A 22,520-nucleotide genomic window follows, 5' to 3' on the forward strand; every position below is an offset into this window, starting at 1 on the left:
CAATTAGAAAAGCAGTCAAGACTGCAGTTGATAACGTTAAGAAAGCGTAAAGGAGGAAATAGGTTATGCGCTCACATTCGGGTTGTGATATTGGTATATCCTCTTTTTTTGCTGGCTAATGAAGGGCTTTGTGTTCGATGTCGATAGAGAAAGTTGCTCAGTTGGCTGGCGTATCCAAAGCCACCGTTTCAAGGGTTCTGAACCAACATCCCGGCGTTAAACCGGCTACCCGCCAAAAGGTCTTATCAGCTATTTCCGCCAGCGCTTATCAGCCGAATTTGTTAGCGCGCCAACTGCGTACGTCACAAAGCCATATGTTAATGGTGTTAATTTCTGACATCACTAATCCCTTCTGTTCACGGGTAGTTCAGGGGATTGAAGCTGAGGCTGAAATCCACGGTTATCATATTTTGCTCTGTCATTCGGCTTCACAGCTGCAGCGCGAAGCGGCCTATCTGGCCTTGCTGACCGGGAAAGTAGTGGATGGCGTGATTACTATGGATGCGGCGGCAGGTTTACAAGATCTCAACACCATCATCGGCAATGCGCCTTGGGTGCAGTGTTCGGAATTCGATCCGCTGATTCAGGCTTCTTCTGTCACCATCGATCATCTTGGTGCCGCACGTGACACCGTGCATTATCTGGCAGGCAAAGGGCGTAAACGCATCGGGCTGGTAAACGGCGATATGCGCTATCTCTACTCACATCATCGTGAAAAAGGGTATCGCCAGGCGATTGAAGAACTGGGTTTGGATTGGATGGGCGTGGCCTATGCCGAAAACATCTCCTGCGAAGCGGGTAGCAAAGCGTTACGCGAACTGATGACGAAGCCGGAACCACCGGATGCGGTGTTTGCCGTTTCTGACGTATTAGCGGTTGGCGTGATTCATACCGCGCTGGAAGCCGGGTTTCGGATACCCGAAGATTTAGCCGTTGTGGGCTTTGACGGTATTCCTTTTACCAGCAGCCTGAATCCGCCGTTGACCACTATCGAACAGCCGATGTATCAGCTCGGCGCGCGCAGCGTGCAGCTGCTGCTGGAAAAAATTCGCCATCCACGCGCGCCGATTATTAGGGAAGTGTTGCCCTGGAAGCGCGTTGAACGCGCTTCCAGTTAACTCAATGCCAGATCAACAGCACGCAGGCTGCGGTTAATGCGCCCATTGCCACGTTGAAAATTGTCCAAGCCCGGCGGCTGCGAAGGATGCGGCCAATCATCGCGCCAAACCCCATCCAGATTACCCCTGACAGCAAATTCACAATGAACATGCCAAGGCTAATTGCCATCACGGAATGGCGGTACGCCTCGCCCGCCAGACTAAAGCTGGCTACCGCGCCCAACGCCATTAACCAGGCTTTGGGATTGATTAACTGTAATAATCCGCCCTGCCAAAATGGCATGGGTGCTGCGGGTGCATCATCGGTTTCCAGTTTTTCATAAGCTGCGGTCGCAATCTTCCACGCCAGCCACAATAGATAGAGGCTACCGGCAATCTTAAGGAATAAATGCAGTGAAGGATAAAGCACGATCAGGCCGCCCACACCGAACGCCACCATCAGTAACATGACCTGCATGCCGATCATGATGCCAATCATCAGCGGAATGGTGCGCATAAAGCCAAAATTGGCGCCCGAGGCGGTGAGTAACATATTATTAGGGCCAGGCGTGATCGCGGCGACCCAGAGAAAACCCAACATCGATAAAAAAAGGCTCAGTTCCATGAAAATCGGGTGCTCCTCACCCCATCAAGCAAAAAACCTATCGAAGCTAACAGTGTGATATGGAACAGACAAGCCTTTACGACATGAAATTTACTGGCAGTGCAGATGAACGTTTTAACGCACCCGCGGGCTTACGCAACCCGCATCTGCAAACCGTGCTGCCGCGCCTGCTCAGACGCCATGTAACGTTGCAGCCACACTGGCAGCGGCTCGATCTGCCGGATGGCGATTTTGTTGATCTGGCGTGGAGTGAAAATCCGCAGCAAGCGCAGCACAAGCCGCGCGTGGTTCTGTTTCATGGCCTTGAGGGGAGTTTTACCAGCCCTTATGTACATGGTTTGATGGAGATGTGTCAGGCGCGCGGTTGGCTGGCGGTGGTCATGCATTTTCGCGGTTGCAGTGGCGAGCCAAATCGCCTGAACCGTATTTATCACTCCGGCGAAACCGGCGACGCCAGCTTTTTCCTGCACTGGTTACGCGCGCACTGGGGCCATGTTCCCACCGTGGCGGTTGGTTTCTCGCTTGGCGGTAATATGCTGGGCTGTCTGCTGGGTCAACAAGGCAACGAGGCCGCACTGGATGCAGGCGTAATCGTTTCGGCCCCACTGATGCTTGAGCCCTGTAGCCTCCGGCTGGAGCGAGGTTTCTCACGCTTCTATCAATATTACCTGCTCGCTCAACTCAAGAAAAACGCTGAACGCAAGCTGCTTGCCTGGCCGGAAACGCTGCCGGTGGATTTAACTCAATTGAAGGCGTTGCGCCGTTTACGTGATTTTGATGATGCGATCACCGCACGTGCCCACGGCTTTACGGATGCCAGCGACTATTATCGTCGTGCCAGTGCTTTGCCTTTATTAAAGGCGGTGCGTAAACCGCTGCTGATCATTCATGCCAAAGACGATCCGTTTATGAGCGATGAAGTGATACCGCGCAAAGAACAATTATCTGCCACTATTACTTATCAGCTGACGTCACATGGCGGCCATGTTGGTTTTGTCGGTGGTACGCTGCGTCAACCGCAACTGTGGCTGGAACAGCGCGTGCCGCAATGGATTTCCCCTTTTTTGGATTGCTAACCCGTGATTATTCCCTGGCAAGATGTTTCGCCCGAAACACTCGAAAATCTGATTGAAACCTTTGTCCTGCGAGAAGGTACCGACTACGGCGAGCATGAGCGCAGTCTGGAAGACAAAGTTGCTGATGTGCGCCGCCAGCTTGAGCGTGGCGATGTTGTGCTGGTGTGGTCTGAACTGCATGAAACGGTAAATATCATGCCGCGCAATGAATTTCGCAGCTAATGCGCTAACGAGAAATTCATGCTAACAATGCTCTTCGCCCGACCTCACAGGGAGTTTTTTTATGTCTGCTCGGCATCCAATTATCGCGGTGACCGGCTCCAGCGGAGCCGGAACCACCACCACCAGCCTCGCCTTTCGTAAGATTTTTCAGCAGCTGGATCTGCACGCGGCAGAGCTTGAAGGTGACAGTTTTCACCGCTTTACCCGCCCGGAAATGGACATGGCGATCCGCAAAGCGCGCGATCTTGGACGTCATGTCAGCTATTTCGGTCCCGAAGCCAATGACTTCGGCCTGCTAGAACACTCTTTTATCGAATACGGTAAAAGTGGTCAGGGTGAGTCGCGCAAATATCTGCATACCTATGATGAAGCGGTGCCGTGGAATCAAGTGCCCGGCACGTTTACACCCTGGCAGCCGCTGCCGTCGAATACGGATATTTTATTTTACGAAGGCCTGCACGGCGGCGTTATGACAGCACAACACAATGTGGCTGAAAACGTCGATTTACTGGTTGGCGTAGTGCCGATTGTGAATCTGGAATGGATTCAGAAGCTGGTGCGTGATACCAGCGAACGCGGGCATTCACGTGAAGCGGTGATGGATTCAGTGGTGCGTTCAATGGAGGATTACATCAATTTCATTACCCCACAGTTTTCCCGCACGCATATTAACTTCCAGCGCGTTCCTACCGTAGACACGTCAAACCCGTTTGCCGCACGCACCATTCCGTCGCTGGATGAGAGCTTTGTGGTGATCCATTTTCAGGCGTTGGAAGATATCGATTTTCCTTATCTGCTGGCGATGCTACAGGGATCGTTCATTTCGCACATTAATACGCTGGTGGTGCCGGGCGGCAAGATGGGATTAGCGATGGAGTTGATTATGGGGCCATTGGTAAAACGATTAATGGAAGGTAAGCGGATTGAATAAATATCTACCCTAAATAATTCGAATCGCAGGGAGATGGCAACGAATCAATCCTGATGAGCTGATTAAAGTAGATGATACCGGTGAATGCGGGCAGTCAACGCACCAGCAATTTGAAAAATGATGGATAGAGAGGCCGAGAGTCGGCCTCCAGCAATTACCGTTCTTTCACTTCATAGCTGTGGGTCATTTCTACCCCTTTACCCAACATGATCGCGACTGAGCAATACTTCTCAGCCGAAAGATCGACAGCACGTGCAACCGCTTTATCAGCCAGCGCTTTGCCGCTGACAATAAAGTGCAAATTAATATGCGTAAAAATACGCGGCGCCTCTTCGCGACGTTCGGACGTCAGCTTCACTTCGCAATCCACTACATCATTGCGGCCTTTCTGCAAAATGGTGACTACATCAATCGCGCTGCAACCGCCCGCTGCCATCAACACCATTTCCATTGGGCTAGGGGCTTTATCGCCGGCGTTGCCGTCCATCAAAACCTGATGACCAGAAGAGGATTCGCCAAGAAACGTTAGACCTTCAACCCATTTCACTCTTGCCTGCATGATTTAGCTCCCAGAATATGCTGATTTGCCGCCAGAGTACGCTTTCACCTGGTAAACAGCAATCCAGAGAAATCCGCACTTTGCTGAAGCGAGACAACACAAGACAGTCGGCAAAAGCTGTGCTACAAACAGAGCTGAAAATATTTTTCGTCACTTGATGACGGAGCCGGGAAGAATTAAGCGCACTGCGCCAAATGCAGCCCGAATAATTTCCAAAATGGAAAATGCTTTACGCTTTCATCGCCTGACAGGGAAACTGTCCCCTGTATTTTGGGCACGATTACAACAGAGGATAATAGCGAATGGTTCTCGGCAAACCGCAAACAGACCCTACACTCGAATGGTTCCTGTCCCATTGCCATATTCACAAATATCCATCCAAAAGTACGCTGATTCACCAAGGTGAAAAAGCTGAAACGCTTTACTACATCGTGAAAGGTTCCGTTGCGGTTCTGATCAAAGATGAAGAAGGCAAAGAGATGATTCTCTCCTATCTGAATCAAGGCGATTTTATCGGCGAGCTTGGCCTGTTTGAAGAAGGTCAGGAACGCAGCGCTTGGGTACGTGCGAAAACCGCGTGCGAAGTGGCGGAAATTTCTTACAAGAAATTCCGTCAGTTGATTCAGGTAAACCCGGATATTTTGATGCGACTGTCGTCGCAGATGGCGCGTCGCTTACAGGTAACGTCAGAAAAAGTGGGTAACCTCGCTTTCCTCGACGTGACTGGACGCATTGCACAAACACTGCTTAATCTGGCCAAACAGCCAGACGCCATGACGCATCCCGACGGCATGCAAATTAAAATTACTCGTCAGGAAATTGGCCAAATTGTTGGTTGTTCACGTGAAACCGTGGGCCGTATTTTGAAGATGCTGGAGGATCAGAACCTGATCTCAGCACACGGCAAAACCATCGTCGTTTACGGCACCCGCTAATTCCTGTCACTCCCGGCGTGATGGCAACATCACGCCGTTATTATTTGCGCTGAGCTGATGTGGCGTCGAATCATTTATCATCCTGAGATCAATTATGCCCTGCGGCAAACGCTGGTCCTTTGCGTGCCCGTTGCGCTCGGCTGGCTGTTTGGCGATCTGCAAAAAGGTCTGCTGTTCTCACTGGTTCCCGCTTGCTGCAATATTGCTGGCCTTGATACGCCCCACAAGCGCTTCTTCAAACGCCTGATCGTTGGCGGCGGCCTGTTTGCACTTGGCAGCTTTCTTATTCAGTGGCTCACGCTGAAAGGCATTCCCCTGCCCGCGATTCTGTTTGTCGTGCCGCTTTTGCTGGGTGTAACGGGTGAGATCAGTCCACTTCACGGGCGTTTACTGCCCGGCGCGCTGATCGCCTCAATCTTCACCTTGAGCCTGATGGGTCACATGCCTATCTGGGTTCCGCCGCTGCTCTACATTGGCGGTACGCTGTGGTATGGCCTGTTTAACTGGTTCTGGTTTTGGTTGTGGAAAGAGCAACCAATGCGTGAAAGCCTGAGTCTGGTCTATCGCGAGCTGGCAAATTATTGCGACGCGAAATACACCTTGCTGACACAACTCACCGATCCTGAAAAGGCGCTGCCACCTCTGCTGGCGCGTCAGCAAAAAGCGGTGGATTTGATTAATATCTGCTATCAGCAGATGCATATGCTGTCTGCCAACGGTGATGAAACCCATAAACGCCTGAAGCGGGCTTTTCAAGTTGCGTTGGATTTACAGGAGCATATTTCGGTCAGTCTGCATCAGCCGGAAGAAGTGCAAAAGCTGGTTGAGCAAAGCCATGCCGAAGCGGTGATCCGCTGGAACGCTAAAACCATTTCTGCACGGCTGCGCGTCTTAGCTGACAACATCCTTTATCACCAGCTTCCCGATCGTTTCTCAATGGATAAACAGCTGGGCGCACTGGAAAAAATTACGCGCCAGCATCCCGATAACCCGGTCGGCAATTTTTGTCTTTACCATTTCAACCGCATCGCCCGCGTGTTACGTACGCAAAAGCCGCTCTATCAACGTGACTTAATGGCCGATCGCCAACGTCGCCTTCCGCTTCTGTCTGCGTTGCGTAGCTATCTAAGATTCAGATCCGCCGCACTGCGCACCGCCGGACGGTTTTCTGTGATGCTGATGTTTGGCAGCGCGTTGGCGATGTTTTTCAATATCCCCAAACCCTACTGGATTTTGATGACCATTATGTTCGTCAGCCAGAACAGTTACAGCGCCACGCGGGTTCGTATTCAGCACCGTGCGCTGGGTACTTTTGCTGGATTGGTGATTGCGGCCGCCACGCTGCGCTTCGCCGTCCCGGAATCGCTGGTGCTGTTGATCATGCTGGCCATTACTTTTATCAGTTATGTCTTCACTCGCCAGTTTTATGGTTGGGCAACGATTGGTTTTACCGTCACAGCGGTTTATTCGTTGCAGTTGCTGTCACTGAATGGCGCGCAATTTCTGCTGCCGCGCCTGATGGATACCATAATGGGCTGCCTGATCGCCTTTGGCGGTATGGTGTGGCTGTGGCCACAATGGCAGAGCGGTTTATTGCGTCAAAATGCGCATGATGCGCTGGAAACTTACCAGGATGCGCTGCGCATGTTGCTGGGGCCTGAACAATCGGCTGAAAAACTGGCTTATCAGCGGGTGCTGGTTAATCAGGCACATAACGCCTTGTTCAACTCGCTCAATCAGGCGATGCAGGAGCCGGGTTTTAATTCGCAATATTTAAAAGATATGCGCATGTGGGTGACACACAGTCAGTTCATCGTTGAACACATTAACGCCATGACCATTCTGGCGCGTGAACATACCATGTTGCCCCCTTCACTGGCGGAGAGCTATTTGCAGTCGTGTGAAATTGCCTTGCAGCGTTGTCAGCAGCGGCTGGAGTATGACGGGAACAGTTCTCAGACCAACGTGTTGGAAGCCGCAGAGAACATCAACGAAGGCCCGATTACGGTGTTAGAGCAGCATGTTAAACGCATTCAGGCCCATCTGAGCGTGATGCATACCATCTCGTCTTTGGCCTGGAGCCAGCGCCCGCAACACGGTCGCTGGCTGGTGAGGCATTTGCGGAAAAGCTAATTCACGGAGAAAAGGCGTTACGCGTTAAGCACCTTTTCTACCGCTTTGGCGAAACGCATCATGCCTTCTTCAATATCGGCGGGCTCGATCACCAGCGATGGCGCAAAACGAATCACGTCGGTGCCAGCCACCAAAATCATCAAACCTTCTGCCGCGGCAGCATTCAGGATGTCTCGCGCTTTGCCTGCGTACTGCGGTTTCAGCGCCGCGCCAATCAGCAAACCTTTACCGCGAATATCTGAGAACAGATCGTGCTTCGCATCAATAGCCTTCAGCGCTTCAACATATTGCTGACGACGCGTTTCAACCCCGTCCAGGACTTCCGGTGTGTTGATGATGTCCAACGCAGTTTCGGCAATGGCGCACGCCAGCGGATTACCGCCGTAAGTGGTGCCGTGCACGCCCGGCGCCATGGTCGACGCGATTTCATTGGTGGTCAGCATCGCGCTTACCGGAAAACCGCCGCCCAGCGCTTTGGCCGAGGTCAGAATATCTGGCGTCACGCCATAATGTTCATAGGCAAATAGCTTGCCGCTGCGGCCCATACCGCTTTGTACTTCATCCAACACCAGCAGCGCCTGATGTTGATCGCACAATGCGCGTAGGCCTTGCATAAATTCCGGCGTGGCGGGCATCACGCCGCCCTCACCCTGGATCGGCTCAACCACGATGGCACAGGTGTGATCGTCAATCACCGCTTTGACAGCGTCCAGATCGTTGAAAGGCACATGCACAATATCCGCCGGTTTTGGACCAAAGCCATCGGAATACTTCGGCTGCCCGCCAACCGATACGGTAAACAGCGTGCGGCCATGAAAAGCATTGTGGAAAGCGATGATTTTGCTTTTGAAAGGACTATGACGCTTATAGGCATAATAACGCGCCAGCTTGAAGGCGGCTTCGTTAGCTTCTGCGCCAGAGTTGGCGAAAAAAACGCGGTCAGCAAAGGTGGCGTTGATTAACTTGCTGGCAAGACGCAGCGCCGGTTCGTTAGTAAAAACATTGCTGGTATGCCACAGCGTTTCACCCTGGCTTTTCAGCGTTTCTACCAGCGCCGGATGGCAGTGGCCCAACGCGGTCACCGCGATGCCGCCTGAAAAGTCGATATACTCTTTGCCTTGCTGGTCCCATACGCGACTGCCTTTGCCTTTCACCGGCACAAACTGCGCTGGTGCATAAACAGGCAAAATAACGTTATCGAACGTTTCCCGCGTTACCGCAATTTTTTCCGCTGCCATTGACGACCTCATTTGATTGTTTGTTGAGCCAATGTGAAATAATAATCACAAAATATGCATAAAAAATCATTCAAAGGCAAACAGTGTTTTACTGATCAAGAAAATTGCGCAGCAGTTGATGCCCTTGTTCGCTAAGAATGCTTTCTGGATGGAACTGTACGCCTTCCAGCGCCAGGGTTTTGTGGCGGAACCCCATAATTTCATCGGGTTGCCCGTCGCGCAGGCTCCAGGCGGTAATCTCAAATTCGTCTGGCAACGTATCACGCTGGACGATCAAAGAGTGATAACGCGTTACGGTAAGGGGATTCTTCAGAAGGCGGAACACGCCGCAGCTGGTGTGTTGAATGGCAGAGGTTTTCCCGTGCATCACCTGACGCGCGCGCACCACTTTGGCTCCATATGCTTGCGCGATAGCTTGATGACCCAGACAGACGCCCAGTATCGGTATACGTCCGGCAAAATGGCGAATCGCCGCCAGCGAAATCCCCGATTCATCCGGTGTACAAGGGCCGGGCGAAATCACCAGATGCGTCAAAGGCAGCGCCTCTATTTCTTCCAGCGTGATGGCGTCATTGCGCACCACGCTGACTTCTGCGCCGAGTTCGCAAAAGTATTGGTAGAGATTCCAGGTGAAAGAGTCGTAGTTGTCGATGAGCAGCAGCATGACCAATCCTGAGTGGTTAAAAGCGCCGCCATTCTACAGCTGTTACGCTATCTCACTCACCACTTTCGTAAAGACCTTCTCAAGCGGCTTGAGGTCGCCGGAAGCACCCGCCTGATTTGCAGCGTTCCATGCTTCAGACTCGATTTTTCCCCACTCCAGCAAATAACCTGCATGCAGCGCTAACTGTTCGAAGAAGATGCGTTGCGCGCGGCCATTTCCCTCACGGAAAGGATGCAGCACATTGATCTCGCAATAATAATGCGCCATACGCTGCACAAACGCTTCTGGGGAAAGATCGGCTAAACCATTCTCCTCCTCCAATGCGCTCATGAGGGTATTCCCCTCTTTTTCGATATATTCGAAATGGCAAAATGGCGTATCGCCGCGCCAGATATCGATAGTACGTAGCTCGCCTGCCCAGCTGTACACATCCTGGAAGAGGGTGCGGTGAATATAACAAAGATAGGGCAAACCCAGCGTATAGGTGCTGAGCTCTAACGTAGCAAGCCGCGCTGCGCTGAAGCTTAACTCCGCTTTGCGTAGCTGAGCGGCATCGTGAATATCAAGACGATTTTTCAGCACATCATCGTTATGCCACAGATAAGGATCGCGGGCGGCAGCAATATTATTGGCCATATTGCCTCCTCAACGATTCCAGTCGCGCCTGAGCATCTTCACCTTTCAAAGCCAGCTCATTTAACGTGAAGCCTTCCAGCCGACAGCTCGCCTGATAGCTGGCAGCACGCCGCTGTTGCCAGAGCGCAGATTTTTGTTTGTCTGTGAGTTTATGTGCCATGTCGCCTCCTGCTGGGATTTGCCCTAAGTATAAGAGCAAAATTTTCCTTTGCCGGAGGCGGATAGGGTTCGCCATCGGGAGATGGCGATATAAGTGCGTTAAGGCAGGACTTTTGCGGAAATGATAACTACCGGTTTTGACGGTACATTCTGGTATGGGCCTACATCTTTCGTTGGCACCTGAGAAATTTTATCGGCCACTTCAATGCCTTTCACAATTTTACCAAATACCGCATAACCAAAATCACGCTGGCCGTGATCGAGGAAGGCGTTATCTGCCACGTTCAGGAAGAACTGGCTAGTGGCGCTGTCTTTATCAGCCGTACGCGCCATTGAAATGGTGCCACGCAGGTTACGCAAGCCATTGTCCGCTTCATTTTTGATTGGCGCATTGGTCTGTTTCTGCTGCATATCCGTGGTGAAGCCGCCACCCTGAACCATAAAGCTCGGGATCACACGGTGGAAAATAGTATTGTTATAAAAACCGTTGTTCACATAATCGACAAAGTTTTTCACTGAAACCGGCGCTTTTTGGTCGTTCAGTTCGAGTTCGATATTGCCGGCAGAAGTAGTAAGCAGAACGTGTGTATCGCCTTTAGCGGCTAATGCCGAGGCGGAAACTGAGGAGAGCGCTAACAGGGCAACTGCCGCTGTCAAAGTACGTTTAAACATGAAAGATTCCTTACCTTGGAGAGCGAGCTCAAAACGTGATTGATTGTAAAGAGCATGTAATACAAGAGCCAGCGTTTTACCTTAATTTACGCTGAGCTCAACGAAACAGCGCAAACGTTAAACCCAACGTCTTACGTGACTAAAATCACACATTCAATGAAATATGGATCCTGATTTTCACTGGTTGTTTATTAAGATCACAGTTGCGTTTACACTTTCTGACACTTTTGCCGACCTTCCGGTTCTTAACAGGTTCAGAACATGACAAACCGCAATCGACTAGGCCTTACCTGGATCAGCTTCTTTTCGTATGCGCTTACCGGCGCGCTGGTGATCGTCACCGGCATGGTAATGGGTGATATTGCGAAAGATTTCCAGATCCCTATTTCTAGCATGAGTAATACGTTTACCTTCCTTAATACCGGCATCCTGGCGGCAGTTTTTCTTAACGCCTGGTTGATGGTTATTATCCCGCTGAAGCGCCAGTTGATTTTCGGCTTCATATTAATGGTGTTTGCCATCATTGGCCTGATGACCAGCCGCGATCTCAGCATCTTCTCGCTATGCATGTTCGTGCTGGGTGTGGTCAGCGGCATTACCATGTCGATTGGTACTTTCCTGATTACCCATATGTACGAAGGTCGTCAACGCGGTTCACGCCTGCTGTTTACCGACTCCTTTTTCAGCATGGCAGGCACGCTGTTTCCGGTGCTGGCAGGGATTCTGCTGGCGCGTCAGTTGCCATGGTACTGGGTTTATGTCTGCATCGGCGTTATCTATGTGGCTATTTTTGTTCTGGCGATGTTTATTGAATTCCCCGTGCTGCGCAAACCAGAAAACAGCCCAACCGTAGAAAAAGAGAAATGGGGCGTGGGCGTGCTGCTGCTTTCCGTTGCCGCGCTGTGCTACATCCTCGGCCAGCTTGGCTTTATCTCTTGGGTACCAGAATACGCGACCAAAACCATGGGCATGGATATCGCCAGCGCAGGTCAGTTGGTCGGTAACTTCTGGACAGCCTACATGGTTGGCATGTGGGTGTTCAGCTTCCTGCTGCGTTTCTTCGACCTGCAACGCATTCTAATGGTGTTAGCGGGCCTCGCCACGGTATTGATGTACTGGTTTGTCAGCAGCAACGACGCCAGCATGTTGAGTTGGATCATCATGATTCTGGGTTTCAGCTCCAGCGCAATTTACACCACCATCATCACGCTGGGTTCGCTGCAAACCAAAGTCGCTTCACCGAAGCTGGTGAACTTTATCCTGACCTGCGGCACCGTTGGCACCATGTTGACCTTTGTGGTTACCGGCCCGATTGTTGAAAAGAGTGGCGTACACACTGCGCTCTCTACCGCGAATGGCTTGTATGCTGTGGTGTTCGTCATGTGTGTGCTGCTGGGTTTTGTTACCAAGCATCGCCAGCATGGTCACGTTACGCATTAATCCCCGAAGGCGGCGTTACGGCGCCGCCCTGCCTCGTTCAGCGTTTAAAATCCACCCGCTCTGCTTCCCGTAAATAAATCTCGCTCTGCGCCGGTTGGGTCGCCGCAATCAGTGCGCCACCACGAATCGAATAGCGTACGGGAACCTGCCGCCTTACCGCATCAAAACCGTTCTCTGCCGGTAGAATAATCAGATTGGCATCATTACCGACCTCAAGACCGTAACCGCTGAGATTCATGGTCTTCGCGCTGTTGTGAGTAATCAGCTTTAGTCCTGCATCAATCTGTTCATATCCCATTAGCTGACAAACATGCAGACCCATGTGCAGCACCTGCAGCATGTTGGCGGTGCCAAGCGGATACCAGGGATCAAACACATCATCATGACCAAAGCAGACATTAATATCCGCTTCCAGCAGCTCTTTTACCCGCGTAATACCGCGTCTTTTGGGATAGGTGTCGAAGCGTCCTTGCAGATGAATATTCACCAGTGGATTTGCCACAAAGTTAATGCCTGAAAGGCTGAGCAAACGAAACAAGCGTGAAGCATAAGCGCCGTTATAAGAGTGCATTGCCGTGGTATGACTGGCGGTTACGCGCGCGCACATGCCATCTCGATGTGCCAGCGCCGCCACGGTTTCCACAAAGCGCGACTGCTCATCATCAATCTCATCGCAGTGCACATCCACCAGCTTGTCGTAACGATTAGCAAGGGCAAATGCCTTATGCAGCGACTCCACGCCATATTCGCGGGTAAATTCATAATGGGGGATCGCGCCGACCACATCCGCGCCCATGCGCATCGCCTCTTCCAGCAACGCTTCACCATTGGGATAAGAGAGAATCCCCTCCTGCGGAAACGCCACAATCTGGATATCAATCCACGGCGCCATGTCCGCTTTCAACGCCAGCATGGCTTTCAGCGCGGTCAAGGTGGGATCAGAAACATCTACGTGGGTACGCACAAACTGAATGCCATTCGCGATTTGCCACTTCAGCGTTTGCATCGCGCGCTGCTTTACATCTTCATGGCTGAGCAACGCTTTGCGCTCAGCCCAGCGCTCAATGCCTTCAAACAGCGTGCCGGATTGATTCCACGTCGGTTCGCCCGCCGTTTGCGTGGTATCGAGGTGAATATGCGGCTCAATAAATGGCGCACTGGCTAATCCGCCTTCTGCATCCAGCACCGCATTCATCTGCTCGGTGTGCTGCGACTGCTGATGAATAGCGGCGATCTTGCCTTCAGCAATATCGATCTGCCACTCTCCATCACGCCCGGGCAGGCGCAAATTGATAATCGACTTCAGGGACGGTTTAGTCATAGCGATGCGTTCTCCATTCAGACGTATTCGCTTAAAGCTAGCACGATTCAGCTTCATGATGAGAGCGAGCCAGATAACGCTTTTTTCAGCAATATAAGCGGGTTAGATAAAATCTTTCAAAATCAGCCATATAACTCTAAATAGGTATATAAAGCCCTTATTGATATACATCAATAAGGGCTAAAAACGTCGCGCTATTGTAGCCGCAGATATCGCAAATTTGAGGCAACAATGAGCAAGCACAATGTCGTCATTATTGGTAACGGCATGGTCGGCCACCGCTTCATAGAAGAGCTGATCGACAAAGCTGATCCTGGCCAGTTTTCGTTGACCGTTTTTTGTGAAGAACCCCGCGTCGCCTATGATCGCGTTCACCTTTCTGCATACTTCTCCCACCACACCGCCGAAGAACTTTCCCTGGTTCGCGAAGGTTTTTATGAAAAACATCAGGTCAAGCTGCTGCTTGGCGAACGCGCCATTACCCTCAACCGGGAAGAGAAGCTGATTCACTCTAACACCGGTCGCGCCGTTCATTACGATACGCTGATTTTTGCCACCGGTTCTTATCCCTGGATTCCGCCCATCAAAGGGGCCGAGGGCAGCAACTGCTTTGTTTATCGCACGATTGAAGATCTCAACGCTATCGAAGCCTGTTCACGTCGCAGCAAACGTGGCGCGGTGATTGGCGGTGGATTACTGGGTTTGGAAGCCGCAGGTGCGCTGAAAAATCTGGGTGTCGAGACGCACGTTATTGAGTTTGCGCCCGTCTTAATGGCGGAACAGCTCGACAAACAGGGCGGCGAACAGCTGCGTCGCAAGATTGAAGAGATGGGCGTGCAGGTACATACCGGCAAAAATACCCAACAGATTCTTCATCATGACAAAGGCGGCAAAACGCTGCAGTTTGCGGATGGCAGCGAGTTGCAGGTCGATTTTATTGTCTTCTCAACCGGTATTCGTCCGCAGGACAAACTGGCGAAGCAGTGCGGACTTTCAATCGGTACGCGCGGTGGCATTGCCATTAATAACCGCTGCCAAACCAGCGATCCCACTATTTACGCCATCGGTGAATGCGCCGCCTGGCAAGATCGTGTATTTGGCCTGGTTGCGCCGGGCTATAAAATGGCCCAGGTCGCCTGCGATACGCTATTGGGCCGTGATAACGCTTTTTCTGGCGCGGACATGAGCGCCAAATTAAAACTGCTGGGCGTAGATGTCGGCGGCATTGGCGATGCTCGTGGCAACACGCCGGGCGCGAAAAGTGTTGTCTGGCTGGATGAAAGCAAATCTATCTACAAGCGCCTGATCCTCAGCGAAGATCAGAAAACGCTGCTTGGCGCAGTGCTGGTCGGTGATACCAGCGATTATGGCAATCTACTGCAACTGGTCCTGAATGCGATTCCTTTACCTGGCAATCCGGAAGCGTTGATTCTTCCGACCGGCAGCGGCGAAAAGCCGTCAATTGGCGTGGATGCGCTGCCTGACAACGCGCAGATTTGTTCCTGTTTTGACGTCACTAAAGCCGACATCATCACAGCAGTAAAAGGCGGATGTCACACCGTGGCGGCGTTAAAAGGGGAAACCCGTGCCGGCACCGGATGTGGCGGCTGCATACCGCTGATTACGCAGGTGCTTAACAGCGAGCTTAGCCGTCAGGGCATTGAAGTGAATAATCATCTTTGCGCCCACTTCCCTTATTCGCGCCAGGAGTTGTATCACCTGATTCGGGTAGACGAAATTAAAAGCTTTGATGCGCTGTTGGCTAAATATGGTCAGGGTTACGGCTGCGAAGTGTGTAAACCCACGGTGGGATCGCTGCTGGCTTCTTGCTGGAATGATTATGTCCTGAAACCGCAACATACGCCGCTGCAGGACAGCAATGATGTTTTCCTCGGCAATATTCAGAAAGACGGCACTTATTCAGTGATCCCGCGTTCACCGGGCGGTGAAATCACCCCGCAAGGTCTGCAAGTGATTGGCGAAGTCGCACAGCAGTACAACCTCTACACCAAAATCACCGGTTCACAACGTATTGGCCTGTTTGGTGCCCAGAAAGATGATCTTCCGGCGATTTGGTCCCAGCTGGTTGCTGCGGGCTTTGAAACCGGTCACGCCTATGCGAAAGCATTGCGCATGGCAAAAACCTGCGTTGGCAGCACCTGGTGCCGCTTTGGCGTCGGCGACAGCTTGGGCTTTGGCGTGATGCTGGAAAATCGTTACAAAGGTATTCGTACGCCTCACAAAATGAAATTTGGCGTGTCGGGTTGTACCCGTGAATGTGCTGAAGCTCAAGGCAAAGATGTCGGCGTGATTGCGACTGAGAAAGGCTGGAATCTTTATATCTGCGGCAATGGCGGCATGAAACCTCGCCATGCGGATCTGCTGGCAGCCGATCTCGATCAAGCCACCTTAGTGACCTACCTCGATCGTTTCATGATGTTTTACATCCGTACCGGCGATCGCCTCCAACGCACGTCGTTGTGGCTAGAGAGTCTGGAAGGCGGCGTTGAGTATCTGCGCAGCGTGATCGTTGACGACAAATTAGGCATCAATGCGCAGCTGGAAAGTGAATTGAACCGCCTGCGCGGCAGCGTGAGTTGTGAATGGACCGCCACGCTACAGGATCAACAAAGCCAGGCGCGCTTCGCCCACTTTATCAATTCGCCGCAACGCGATCCCAATGTACAAATCGTGACTGAACGCGATCAACATCGCCCGGCGCGCCCATCTGAACGTATTGCCGTCACGCTGATTGAGGAGAGTGAAGCATGAGCCAGTGGACTGTCGTGTGTCAGTTGACACAAATCTTACCCGCGACCGGCGTCTGTGCGTTGGTCAATGGTCAGCAGATTGCCATTTTCCGTCCACGTGATGATGAGCAGCTGTTTGCCATCAGCAATATCGATCCTTTTGCCGACGCCAGCGTGCTGTCGCGCGGCATTATCGCCGAGCATCAGGATGCATTGTGGGTGGCGAGTCCGCTAAAAAAGCAGCGATTTCGCCTCTATGATGGCCACTGTATGGAAGATGAAGCACGCTCGGTCGCTGCGTATCCGGTGCGCGTTAGCGCGGGCCAGGTCGAAGTTTGCGCCTGAATTTCACTTTATGAGACAACACCATGTTTACTGACACACTGAATAAAAGCGCGGCCAACGCGGCGCGTATTGTCCGTACTGCGCAGGAGAGCCCGCTGGCTTTCTGGATTAGCTCGGCGATGGCGGGTGCTTACGTCGGTTTAGCGATCATTTTGATCTTCACGCTGGGTAATCTTGTCGATCCTGCCCTGCGGCCGTTGGTGATGGGTGCCACTTTTGGCATCGCGCTGACGCTGGTGATCGTTGCGGGTTCGGAACTTTTCACCGGCCATACGATGTTCCTGACGATCGGTGTTAAAGCAGGCAGTATTTCGCAAGGCCAGTTGTGGTGTGTTTTGCCGCAAACCTGGTTGGGTAATTTAGTCGGCTCCGTTGCGGTTGCCCTGATTTACTACTTTGCCGCTGGCCCGCTGCTGCCTAATGCTAATTCGCTTATCCACGCGGCTGCACTGGCGAAAACTGCCCAACCCGCCATGGCCCTGTTCTTCAAAGGCGCACTCTGTAACTGGTTAGTTTGCCTGGCGATTTGGATGGCATTGCGTACTGAAGGCGCAGCGAAAATGATTGCGATTTGGTGGTGCCTGCTGGCGTTTATTGCTTCCGGTTTCGAGCACTCCGTGGCTAACATGACGGTTTTTGCACTCTCTTGGTTCGGTCAGCATAATGAGAGCCTGACATTGGGCGGCATCGGTCACAATCTGCTTTGGGTGACGTTGGGTAACATGCTTTCCGGCATGGTGTTTATGGGGCTCGGTTACTGGTACGCCACACCGCGTGCACAGCGCCCACAACCTGATCTTTCAGTCGGACCGGTTAAAACAGCTTAATCCCCCCTATTTCAGCCCGCTTAACGCGGGCTTTTTTCAGGAGTTTTCATGGAGTATTTCCCCCTGTTTTGTCGTCTACAAGGTAAACGTTGTTTACTGGTGGGCGGCGGTGATGTCGCAGAACGCAAAGCGCGTTTGCTGCTGGCAGCGGGCGCAGACCTGTATGTCGGCGCGCTGGATTTCTCTCCGGCTTTCCAACATTGGGCGCAACAGGGAGAGCTGACTTTACTGGATGGCCATTTTGATCCCCGCTGGTTAAAAAATTGCTGGCTGGTTGTCGCAGCGACTAATGACAACAACATCAATCAGCAGGTGGCAGATACCGCTGAAGCCCAACAAATTTTCTGCAATCTGGTCGATGCCCCCGAACAGGCCAGCGCCATCATGCCATCAATTATTGATCGCTCACCGCTGATGGTTGCGGTGTCGTCGGGTGGATCTGCCCCGGTGTTGGCTCGCTTGTTGCGCGAAAAACTCGAAGCGATGCTGCCACAGAATCTTGGTCAACTTGCGCAGTTCGCCGGTAAACTACGCGCTCGGGTAAAAACAGAATTTCATTCAATGGGTCAGCGCCGCCATTTTTGGGAGCGCTTTTTCAATAGCGATCGTCTGGCGCAAACCCTGGCGAATGGCGACAACCCGCGCGCTCAACAAATAACGGAAACGTTATTCAATGCCGCGCCCGAAGCGCTAGGTGAAGTCGCTTTGGTCGGTGCCGGACCGGGCGATGCGGGATTGTTAACGCTGAAAGGTTTGCAACAGATTCAGCAGGCCGATGTCATTGTTTATGATCGGCTGGTATCAGACGACATTCTCAATCTGGTACGCCGTGACGCTGAGCGGGTATTCGTGGGTAAGCGCGCCGGATATCACTGCGTTCCACAGGATCAGATCAATCAGCTGCTGTTGGAGCAGGCGCAGCGCGGTAAACGCGTGGTGCGATTAAAAGGCGGCGATCCGTTTATCTTTGGTCGAGGCGGTGAAGAGCTGGAAGTACTGGCGCAACATAAGATCCCGTTTAGCGTGGTGCCAGGTATCACGGCTGCGTCAGGCTGCGCAGCGTATAGCGGCATTCCACTTACCCATCGCGATCATGCGCAAAGCGTACGGCTGGTCACTGGACATCTACAAAAAGAGGGCAAACTCGGCTGGCAAAAACTGGCTGCCGAGCAACAGACGCTGGTGTTTTACATGGGGCTGGCGCAAGCCCCGGAAATTCAGCGGCAATTGTTAACGCACGGAATGCGCGCCGATATGCCTGTTGCCTTGGTGGAAAACGGCACCAGTGCTCGCCAACGCGTTGTGACCGGCACGCTGGCACAGTTGGGTGAACTGTCGCAGCAGGTAATCAGCCCGAGCCTGATTATTGTGGGCAGCGTAGTGAGTTTACGCGAAACATTGCGTTGGTTTTAAGCACGACAAAATGCTGTACAGAAAGAGGGTGATGCGCGCCTGTTCTGGGAGGGTGCTGAGTTTTCGCTGCATCGAATAAAATCGGAATAAATAAAAACGGCGGGCTATTTCAGCCCGCCGTTTCTGTTTTTACCGATGAACGCTTATGGCTGCGCAACAAACCCCACAGCCTGATACACCTTTTTCAATGTCTCTTGTGCCTGCGCGCGCGCTTTGCTCGCGCCATCACGCATGATCTGTTCAAGCAACGCTTCATCATTACGGAAATGGTTATAACGCTCCTGCAACTCTGTAAGCATGCCAGAAACCGCATCAGCAACCGCGCCTTTCAGATGGCCATACATTTTGCCTTCGAACTCTTGTTCCAGCTCGGCGATGGTTTTGCCGGTGACGCCGGACAAGATATCCAGCAGGTTAGAAACGCCCGCTTTCTCTTTAATGTCATAACGCACCACTGGCGGTTCTGCTGAGTCGGTCATTGCACGTTTGATCTTTTTCACCACCGACTTAGGATCTTCCAGCAGACCGATAACGTTGTTACGGTTTTCGTCAGACTTGGACATTTTCTTGGTCGGCTCAAGCAGCGACATGACGCGCGCGCCCGATTTTGGAATAAACGGCTCAGGCACTTTGAAGATATCACCATACAGCGCGTTAAAGCGGCTCGCGATATCGCGGCTCAGCTCAAGATGCTGTTTCTGATCTTCGCCTACTGGCACCTGATTAGTTTGATAAAGCAGAATGTCTGCTGCCATCAATACCGGATAATCGAACAAGCCCGCATTAATGTTTTCTTCGTAGCGCGCCGATTTATCTTTGAACTGCGTCATACGGCTGAGTTCGCCGAAGTAGGCATAGCAGTTCAGGATCCAGCTCAGCTGAGTGTGTTCTGGCACATGCGACTGAACAAAAATGGTGCTTTTCTCAGGATCAATACCGCAGGCGAGATAAAGCGCCAGCGTATCCAGCGTGGCTTTACGCAGCGCAGTAGGATCCTGACGAACGGTGATGGCGTGCAGATCGACGATGCAGTAAATGCAGTGGAAATCATCCTGCATCTGCACCCACTGACGCAGCGCACCCATATAGTTGCCAATGGTCAGTTCGCCGGACGGCTGTGCGCCGCTGAAAACAATGGGTTTGCTCATGCTTATGTCCTGATAATTACAGCCCGATAGCGGGCAAAAGTTCTTCGAAAGAGTCGAGTGTTAAATCGGGCTGGCTAGTGGCAATGGGTTCACCATAGTTGTAGCCAAACGTCATGCCGATATTCGGTACGCCAGCCGCCTGGGCAGCGAGAATATCATTGCGAGAATCGCCGACAAACAGCAATTGTCCGGGCAGTACACCGAATTTACCCAGCACCAGGAAAATGGCTGCGGGATGCGGTTTTTTCACAATCACATCATCACCGCCGATCACCAGCGGAAACGCATCGGCAATACCCAGGGATGCCAGCAAAGGCGCAACAAAAGGCGTTGGCTTGTTAGTCACGATTGCCATCGGAATCCCTTTGGCTTGCAGCGCTTCCAGGGTCGCTTTTACTTGTGGAAACAGCGTACTGCCCGCTTCCACCGTGTCAGCATAATGCTTGTCAAACAGCGCACGCGCATCACGTTGTTCATCGGGTTGCGGCTCGCGGCCCAACGCATAGGTCAGCGCGCGCGACATCATCACGTCGGCCCCATTACCAATCCAGGTAGAAACGCGCTCAATACCTGCGGCAGGTAATTTTAAATCGGCCAGCGCAAGATCGATGGCATCCGCCAGACCAGGTGCGCTGTGCACCAGAGTGCCATCAAGATCAAAGGCCAGCGCACGAATATCAGTGAAATGAGCCATTGGCTTTCTCCAGTTCATTGCGCATGTCATCAATCACTTTTTTGTAATCGGGATGACCAAAAATGGCAGAACCCGCGACAAACATGTCGGCACCCGCCGCAGCGATTTGTCCAATGTTATCAATCTTTACGCCACCATCAACTTCCAGGCGGATGTTGTAGCCGCTCTGGTCGATGCGTTTACGTGCTTCGCGCAGCTTGTCTAGCGTACCAGGAATAAAGGATTGTCCACCAAAGCCTGGATTCACTGACATCAACAGAATGATGTCTAGCTTATCCATTACATAATCGAGATAGCTAAGTGGCGTTGCCGGATTAAACACCAGACCCGCTTTACAGCCATGTTCTTTGATTATCTGTAGCGTACGGTCAACGTGCTCGCTGGCTTCCGGATGAAATGTGATGTAGGTAGCGCCGGCTTTGGCAAAGTCAGGGATCAGAGAATCGACCGGTTTCACCATCAGATGCACATCGATAGGTGCGGTGATGCCATAGTCGCGCAGCGCTTTTAGCACCATCGGCCCCATGGTCAGATTGGGAACGTAATGGTTATCCATGACGTCGAAGTGAACCACGTCGCCGCCAGCCGCCAGGGCTTTTGCGGTATCTTCACCCAGACGGGCAAAATCCGCCGAAAGGATTGAAGGGGCCAGCAAATATTGTTTCATCCGATTCTCCCACTGTTGTGGCCAACCATACGGTTGGCGTAATGCGTTGGTCGCGGACGAAACAGACTAGCTATAGAGCGCCAGCAGTTCGTCGACCTTCGTGCGACCGCTTATGCTTCGGCTAATAGAACGCCGGGCTTTAACCACATGTAACACTGCATCCTGATACCACAAACGCGTTAGCGCAGTATCGTGATTGGAAATCAATACAGGAATTTGGCTTTCAGTCGCCAGTTTGCCCGCCAACTCCGCCAGATGCTGCTGTTCACGCAGGCTAAAACTGTTGGTGTGATACGCCGTAAAATTAGCCGTTGTCGAGAGCGGTGCATACGGTGGATCACAATACACCACGGAGCCTTTAAGGGCATTGGTCAGGGTAACATCGTATGACTCACAGACAAATGTCGCTTTCTGTGAGCGTTCGGCAAACCATAACAGTTCCGCTTCAGGAAAGTAGGGTTTGCGATAACGACCAAAGGGCACGTTGAATTCGCCGCGCAGGTTATAACGGCACAAACCGTTGTAGCAGTGGCGATTCAGATAGAGGAACAGCAGCGCACGCTGATAGCTGTCAGTGCTGAGATTAAATTCGGTACGGCGCAGGTAATAACAGACTTCGCTGTTCCCTTCTGGGGTGAATAACAGCTGTGCATCACGAATAAATTCTGCCGTGCGGTTTTTGACAATGTTGTAGAGATTGATTAAGTCGTTGTTGATATCAGCAAGGATGTAGCGATCAAATTCAGTGTTAAGAAACACCGATCCGGCACCAACAAAGGGTTCAATCAGGCAGTCGCCTTGCGGCAAGTAGCGATGAATCTCTTCTACTAAGGGAAATTTTCCTCCCGCCCATTTCAGGAAAGCGCGATTTTTCTTCATGCTGTCGTGGTAATACATCTTATGGTAAGGCTGTGGCTGGACCGACAGCAGATCTGCGCTTAAAACGGGGCCAACATCGCTGGCCCCAC

At 52.0% G+C, this 22,520-nt stretch carries 23 protein-coding genes; 11 read left to right on the forward strand and 12 right to left on the reverse strand.

Going from position 1 to position 22,520, the window contains the following annotated elements; genetic code table 11:
- The first annotated feature begins 137 nt into the window (after positions 1–137).
- Positions 138–1,118 carry a LacI family DNA-binding transcriptional regulator gene (locus tag MUG06_RS20240; RefSeq protein WP_215845409.1) on the forward strand — a complete coding sequence of 327 codons (981 nt, stop codon included), beginning with the start codon at positions 138–140 and terminating at the stop codon, positions 1,116–1,118.
- A gap of 1 nt (position 1,119) precedes the next feature.
- Here the strand turns inward: MUG06_RS20240 and MUG06_RS20245 are convergent, their stop codons facing one another.
- Positions 1,120–1,722 (reverse strand): LysE family translocator, encoded by a 603-nt coding sequence (locus MUG06_RS20245; protein ID WP_243079838.1) that lies wholly within the window; start codon positions 1,720–1,722, stop codon positions 1,120–1,122.
- A 59-nt stretch (positions 1,723–1,781) separates the two neighbouring features.
- Here MUG06_RS20245 and MUG06_RS20250 point away from each other — a divergent pair, with 59 nt between their 5' ends.
- The 3 genes from MUG06_RS20250 (at position 1,782) to MUG06_RS20260 (ending at position 3,951) form a co-directional block, all read left to right on the forward strand.
- Positions 1,782–2,798, forward strand: a complete 1,017-nt coding sequence (locus MUG06_RS20250; RefSeq protein ID WP_243079839.1) for a hydrolase — start codon at positions 1,782–1,784, stop codon at positions 2,796–2,798.
- A gap of 3 nt (positions 2,799–2,801) precedes the next feature.
- Complete coding sequence (locus MUG06_RS20255) at positions 2,802–3,020, forward strand: YheU family protein (protein WP_215845406.1); 219 nt, start codon at positions 2,802–2,804, stop codon at positions 3,018–3,020.
- A 61-nt stretch (positions 3,021–3,081) separates the two neighbouring features.
- Entirely contained in the window at positions 3,082–3,951 is an 870-nt protein-coding gene (locus tag MUG06_RS20260; RefSeq protein WP_215845405.1) for a phosphoribulokinase, read from the forward strand.
- A 154-nt stretch (positions 3,952–4,105) separates the two neighbouring features.
- Here the strand turns inward: MUG06_RS20260 and MUG06_RS20265 are convergent, their stop codons facing one another.
- The gene (locus MUG06_RS20265; RefSeq protein ID WP_215845404.1) at positions 4,106–4,510 is read right to left on the reverse strand and encodes an OsmC family protein; all 405 of its coding nucleotides are present in this window, start codon (positions 4,508–4,510) and stop codon (positions 4,106–4,108) included.
- Positions 4,511–4,812: 302 nt separating this feature from the next.
- On the opposite strand from MUG06_RS20265, the gene crp reads away from it, so the two are divergent.
- Both crp and MUG06_RS20275 read left to right on the forward strand, forming a co-directional pair.
- Positions 4,813–5,445 carry a cAMP-activated global transcriptional regulator CRP gene (gene crp / locus MUG06_RS20270; protein WP_000242758.1) on the forward strand — a complete coding sequence of 211 codons (633 nt, stop codon included), beginning with the start codon at positions 4,813–4,815 and terminating at the stop codon, positions 5,443–5,445.
- 57 nt (positions 5,446–5,502) lie between these two features.
- The gene (locus MUG06_RS20275; protein ID WP_215845403.1) at positions 5,503–7,578 is read left to right on the forward strand and encodes a YccS/YhfK family putative transporter; all 2,076 of its coding nucleotides are present in this window, start codon (positions 5,503–5,505) and stop codon (positions 7,576–7,578) included.
- A 17-nt stretch (positions 7,579–7,595) separates the two neighbouring features.
- On the opposite strand, the gene MUG06_RS20280 is transcribed toward MUG06_RS20275, so the two are convergent.
- The 5 genes from MUG06_RS20280 to ppiA form a co-directional block, all read right to left on the reverse strand.
- Complete coding sequence (locus tag MUG06_RS20280) at positions 7,596–8,816, reverse strand: aspartate aminotransferase family protein (protein ID WP_243079840.1); 1,221 nt, start codon at positions 8,814–8,816, stop codon at positions 7,596–7,598.
- A gap of 88 nt (positions 8,817–8,904) precedes the next feature.
- Complete coding sequence (locus MUG06_RS20285; protein WP_243079841.1) at positions 8,905–9,480, reverse strand: aminodeoxychorismate synthase component II; 576 nt, start codon at positions 9,478–9,480, stop codon at positions 8,905–8,907.
- Positions 9,481–9,522: 42 nt separating this feature from the next.
- Positions 9,523–10,116 (reverse strand): putative adenosine monophosphate-protein transferase Fic, encoded by a 594-nt coding sequence (locus MUG06_RS20290; protein WP_215845401.1) that lies wholly within the window; start codon positions 10,114–10,116, stop codon positions 9,523–9,525.
- Complete coding sequence (locus tag MUG06_RS20295) at positions 10,106–10,276, reverse strand: YhfG family protein (protein ID WP_215845400.1); 171 nt, start codon at positions 10,274–10,276, stop codon at positions 10,106–10,108. Before MUG06_RS20295 ends, MUG06_RS20290 begins: the two co-directional genes overlap by 11 nt.
- Before the next feature lie 98 nt (positions 10,277–10,374).
- Positions 10,375–10,947, reverse strand: a complete 573-nt coding sequence (gene ppiA, locus MUG06_RS20300; RefSeq protein ID WP_215845399.1) for a peptidylprolyl isomerase A — start codon at positions 10,945–10,947, stop codon at positions 10,375–10,377.
- Positions 10,948–11,208: 261 nt separating this feature from the next.
- On the opposite strand from ppiA, the gene tsgA reads away from it, so the two are divergent.
- The gene (gene tsgA / locus MUG06_RS20305; RefSeq protein ID WP_215845398.1) at positions 11,209–12,387 is read left to right on the forward strand and encodes an MFS transporter TsgA; all 1,179 of its coding nucleotides are present in this window, start codon (positions 11,209–11,211) and stop codon (positions 12,385–12,387) included.
- Between the two features lie 37 nt (positions 12,388–12,424).
- Here tsgA and MUG06_RS20310 read toward each other — a convergent pair whose 3' ends face one another.
- Positions 12,425–13,708, reverse strand: a complete 1,284-nt coding sequence (locus MUG06_RS20310) for a cytosine deaminase (RefSeq protein ID WP_243079842.1) — start codon at positions 13,706–13,708, stop codon at positions 12,425–12,427.
- A gap of 231 nt (positions 13,709–13,939) precedes the next feature.
- Here MUG06_RS20310 and nirB point away from each other — a divergent pair, with 231 nt between their 5' ends.
- From nirB to cysG, 4 genes are read left to right on the forward strand one after another with little or no spacing between them, the layout of a single operon-like run.
- Positions 13,940–16,480 carry a nitrite reductase large subunit NirB gene (gene nirB / locus MUG06_RS20315; RefSeq protein WP_243079843.1) on the forward strand — a complete coding sequence of 847 codons (2,541 nt, stop codon included), beginning with the start codon at positions 13,940–13,942 and terminating at the stop codon, positions 16,478–16,480.
- A complete protein-coding gene (nirD, locus tag MUG06_RS20320) occupies positions 16,477–16,803 on the forward strand; it encodes a nitrite reductase small subunit NirD (protein WP_243079844.1) in 327 nt (108 codons plus the stop codon). Before nirB ends, nirD begins: the two co-directional genes overlap by 4 nt.
- Positions 16,804–16,826: 23 nt before the next feature.
- A complete protein-coding gene (gene nirC, locus MUG06_RS20325; RefSeq protein WP_243079845.1) occupies positions 16,827–17,630 on the forward strand; it encodes a nitrite transporter NirC in 804 nt (267 codons plus the stop codon).
- Positions 17,631–17,678: 48 nt separating this feature from the next.
- A complete protein-coding gene (gene cysG, locus MUG06_RS20330) occupies positions 17,679–19,043 on the forward strand; it encodes a siroheme synthase CysG (protein WP_243079846.1) in 1,365 nt (454 codons plus the stop codon).
- Positions 19,044–19,186: 143 nt separating this feature from the next.
- On the opposite strand, the gene trpS is transcribed toward cysG, so the two are convergent.
- From trpS to dam, 4 genes are all read right to left on the reverse strand, one after another.
- Positions 19,187–20,191 carry a tryptophan--tRNA ligase gene (gene trpS, locus MUG06_RS20335; protein WP_215845394.1) on the reverse strand — a complete coding sequence of 335 codons (1,005 nt, stop codon included), beginning with the start codon at positions 20,189–20,191 and terminating at the stop codon, positions 19,187–19,189.
- A 16-nt stretch (positions 20,192–20,207) separates the two neighbouring features.
- Entirely contained in the window at positions 20,208–20,885 is a 678-nt protein-coding gene (locus MUG06_RS20340; RefSeq protein ID WP_215845393.1) for a phosphoglycolate phosphatase, read from the reverse strand.
- Positions 20,869–21,552 carry a ribulose-phosphate 3-epimerase gene (rpe, locus tag MUG06_RS20345; protein WP_243079847.1) on the reverse strand — a complete coding sequence of 228 codons (684 nt, stop codon included), beginning with the start codon at positions 21,550–21,552 and terminating at the stop codon, positions 20,869–20,871. Before rpe ends, MUG06_RS20340 begins: the two co-directional genes overlap by 17 nt.
- 66 nt (positions 21,553–21,618) lie before the next feature.
- Complete coding sequence (gene dam / locus MUG06_RS20350) at positions 21,619–22,431, reverse strand: adenine-specific DNA-methyltransferase (protein ID WP_215845392.1); 813 nt, start codon at positions 22,429–22,431, stop codon at positions 21,619–21,621.
- Positions 22,432–22,520: the final 89 nt, after the last annotated feature.

This window comes from Pantoea sp. MQR6, assembly GCF_022761075.1.
Classification (GTDB): domain Bacteria; phylum Pseudomonadota; class Gammaproteobacteria; order Enterobacterales; family Enterobacteriaceae; genus Pantoea; species Pantoea phytostimulans.